The sequence below is a fragment of the Streptomyces sp. NPDC005393 genome (assembly GCF_040606675.1).
Taxonomy (GTDB): Bacteria; Actinomycetota; Actinomycetes; order Streptomycetales; family Streptomycetaceae; genus Streptomyces.
Window position 1 is genome coordinate 1 of record NZ_JBEXFG010000120.1, and the last position, 3012, is coordinate 3012.

A 3012-nucleotide genomic window follows, 5' to 3' on the forward strand; every position below is an offset into this window, starting at 1 on the left:
GTAGCGGTCCTTGTACAGGTCCGGATCGTGACCGACTGGGCGGCCGCCGCGAGAACCCTTCTTCTTGCGGTTGGCGGCCTGGTCGACCTTCTCCGGGATGACACCGCGGATACGGCGTCGCCGCAGGTAGGCACGGTTGGCGCGGGAAGAGTACGCCTTGTCCGCGGCGACGGCGCCGGGCCGGGTGCGCGGGCGGCCGACCGGGCCACGCACCTTGATGCCCTCCAGTACCGGGACGAAGCGGGGGCTGTCGGCGGCCTGTCCCGGGGTGAGGACGAACGACAGCGGCCGGCACCGGCGTTCGGCCGCGAGGTGGGTCTTGGTGGTCAGCCCGCCCCGGGAACGGCCCAGTTCAGCCGCACGGAGCCGGGCTCTGCGCCGCCGCCGTAAACGCCGCCGCTCCTCACGCACCACGTCGTCGCCGTCCTCGTCCGGCGGAGCTACCGGTGCGCTTTGCCCCTTTCGAGAAGCCCCTTTTCCTCGGTGACGGCCTTCTCCAGCTCGTCCAGCAGCTCGGGGGCGACGGCCATCCCCGCCGCGTGATGATGAGCGCGCGCGACCGTGGAATCCACGCTGACCAGGTCGAGATCGACCTGTCCACGGGCCGCCGCCTCGGCGATCATCCCCTCCATCAGCGTCCGGAAGGTCCCGGCCGCCGCCCAACGCTGGAACGCGCCGTAAACGGTCGACCATGAGCCGTACTCCTGCGGCACGTCCCGCCAGGGGCAACCAACCCTGAACCGCAACATCACAGCGTTGAACAGCCGCCGCAGGTCAGGGACCGGGCCGCGCTCGCCCACCGGCAAGAACGGCTCGACCAACTCCCACTCGGCATCAGAGAGATCACCACGCGCCACCCTCGACAACTATCAGGTTCCAGCCGCCCGCCACCGGCGAATGCCAAAACCAATGATCCGAACCTGGAACAGGCCCTAGCTCGGGTGCCGCGCCACCGGCGTCGAGTGCGCTCCCCCTGCCGTCGCCCTCACGGTCGCCCCGGATACCGAGGCGGATTCCACTCCGGGTTGGCGGCCGATGGATCTCACCAGCGACGACCTCCGCCAACTGCCGGAGCCTGCGTACGCGACCGTCACCTGCCGCCTGGACTACCGATGGTTGGACAACAGCCAGCTCTCCACGACCGAGTCCACCGCATCCTTTCGCACGGCGAAATCCTCTGGTCCGTCATCGGGCCCGGGAGGACACCGGCCCCCTCACGAAGCTGGGAACCGCGGCCATCGGCACTGAGCCATCACCGCGGGTTGGTCCGTCGTAATGACCACCGACCTCGCCCTGCTCCGCCGCTATGCCCTGCCCCTGTGACCCCGCCTCCTTGGAGCACGTAATGCTGGACATCGAAGTGCAGACCGCCGATGCCTGGACCAGGTACGGCGCGCACCATGCCACTCGGGGAACCAACGTCCCCGAAGTCGACAGGCTGGCGTGGGGTTACTGGCTCGCCGGTCCCGACGAGGAGCTCCTCGGCGACCTGACCGGCCTCCGCGTACTGGACCTCGGATCCGGCATCAGCAAGTACGCGGCCCACCTCGCGCGCCACGGTGTCCAGGTCGATGCCGTCGAGGCATCCCCCTCGCAGCACCACCGCGCAGTCGCCCGTTACGGCGAGCTGCCCGGGCTCCGGCTGATCTGCGCCGACGCTGTGGACCACCTCAAGCAGACAGAGCCCTACGACGTCATCTACTCCATCCACGCCGTCCCCTACATGGACCCCCACCGACTGCTGCCCGCCCTGACCCTGGCACTCCGGCCCAACGGCCGCCTTGTCTTCTCCGCCCTGCACACCAACTCCACCGGGACGGGGCCCTCCACCGCGATCGCCGTGCGGCCCGAGGTCCTGACCCTGCCCGGCGCCAAGCCGCTGTCCGTCGGGATGTGGGTGCTCACCCCCAACCTCTGGACGTACCTCCTCACCGAGCACGGCCTCGTCACCGACCGGATCGATGTCCTCACCGATCCCGAGGGCGACACCCCGCTGTCCTGCACGCTCATCCGGGCCCGCCGCCCCCTTGCCCCCTCCACCCGAACGCCGTAGCTGACCAGCAGGGCCGACACTGACACGACCGCACAGCCACCCCCGCAGACGCATTTCCCCATGGGGGTCGTGAAGGGGATGGGCCCCGGAGCCGCTCTGTCTACGAGCCGTGCAGCCGGATCCGCAGCGTGCCCACGGGGGCGAAGCCATGGCGGATCGCGACCACTAGGCCGTCGCCCTGTTCGTAGCCGACCACCGGCAGGGTGGGGAACAGCCGGTTCACCGCGCCCAGTACCACCGGCCAGGCCACGTCTGGGCCGCCGTCCAGCGCGAAGACATTGGAGAGTCCGACCACGTGGTCGCTGCGGCTCGCCACCGCGCCGGCGCCGACTCGGCCATCGGCGGACTGTCCGGCGAGCAGGGAGGTGGCTGGGTCGTGGAGCAGTCCGGGCCGGAAGAGATCCGCGTTGCCGTCCCCGTTGTCCCAGGCGAGCGCCCAGGCACGCAGCGTGTCCGGGTCGCTTGCCACGGTCCAGGCAAGATCCGACGCGGCAGCGGGCGGACTCGCCGGGCGGTGGATCCACTGCGCCTCGAACAGCACCTGGAAGCCGGCCTCTGTCAGGTCGAGGTCGGCGAAGCTGTCCTTGACACAGGCGCCGGGTGCGGCGGTATCGATCCGGGCCACCAGCGCGGCCCGATCGGCGCCCGGCACCAGCGTCACCGCGTCGGGGTAATAGAGCGGCGTGCGAGCCGGAGCGGCCCAGGCTTGCGTTCCGAACTCGCCCGTCACACCGTGCGATCGGCTCATCGCTGCGCACCACTCGGCGTTGTTGCGGGCTGCCGCCCGGACCAGAAGCTGCTTCGGCGTCGTCACGAGTGCGGAGCATGACGGATCTGGCCCGGCGCTTGTACACGCCGTTCTAATACTCCAGTCGTAGATCGTGATCTTCATGTCTGATTCGCGGCCTGTCGGCGGTAATGGCTGGCCCTGGCTCGGGCCTGATGGCGGCGTCGCCAGG

Annotated in this window: 2 protein-coding genes and 1 pseudogene; 1 reads left to right on the top strand and 2 read right to left on the bottom strand. The window is 70.0% G+C overall.

All coding sequences use genetic code 11. From position 1 onward, the window contains the following. Positions 1-857: pseudogene (locus ABZS71_RS35440) on the bottom strand (transposase); the annotation flags it as partial. A gap of 488 nt (positions 858-1345) precedes the next feature. Between ABZS71_RS35440 and ABZS71_RS35445 the strand changes: the two are divergent. Then, positions 1346-2053 carry a class I SAM-dependent methyltransferase gene (locus ABZS71_RS35445; protein WP_356216935.1) on the top strand — a complete coding sequence of 236 codons (708 nt, stop codon included), beginning with the start codon at positions 1346-1348 and terminating at the stop codon, positions 2051-2053. A 100-nt stretch (positions 2054-2153) separates the two neighbouring features. Here ABZS71_RS35445 and ABZS71_RS35450 read toward each other — a convergent pair whose 3' ends face one another. Next, a complete protein-coding gene (locus ABZS71_RS35450; protein ID WP_356216938.1) occupies positions 2154-2867 on the bottom strand; it encodes a hypothetical protein in 714 nt (237 codons plus the stop codon). Positions 2868-3012 lie beyond the last annotated feature (145 nt).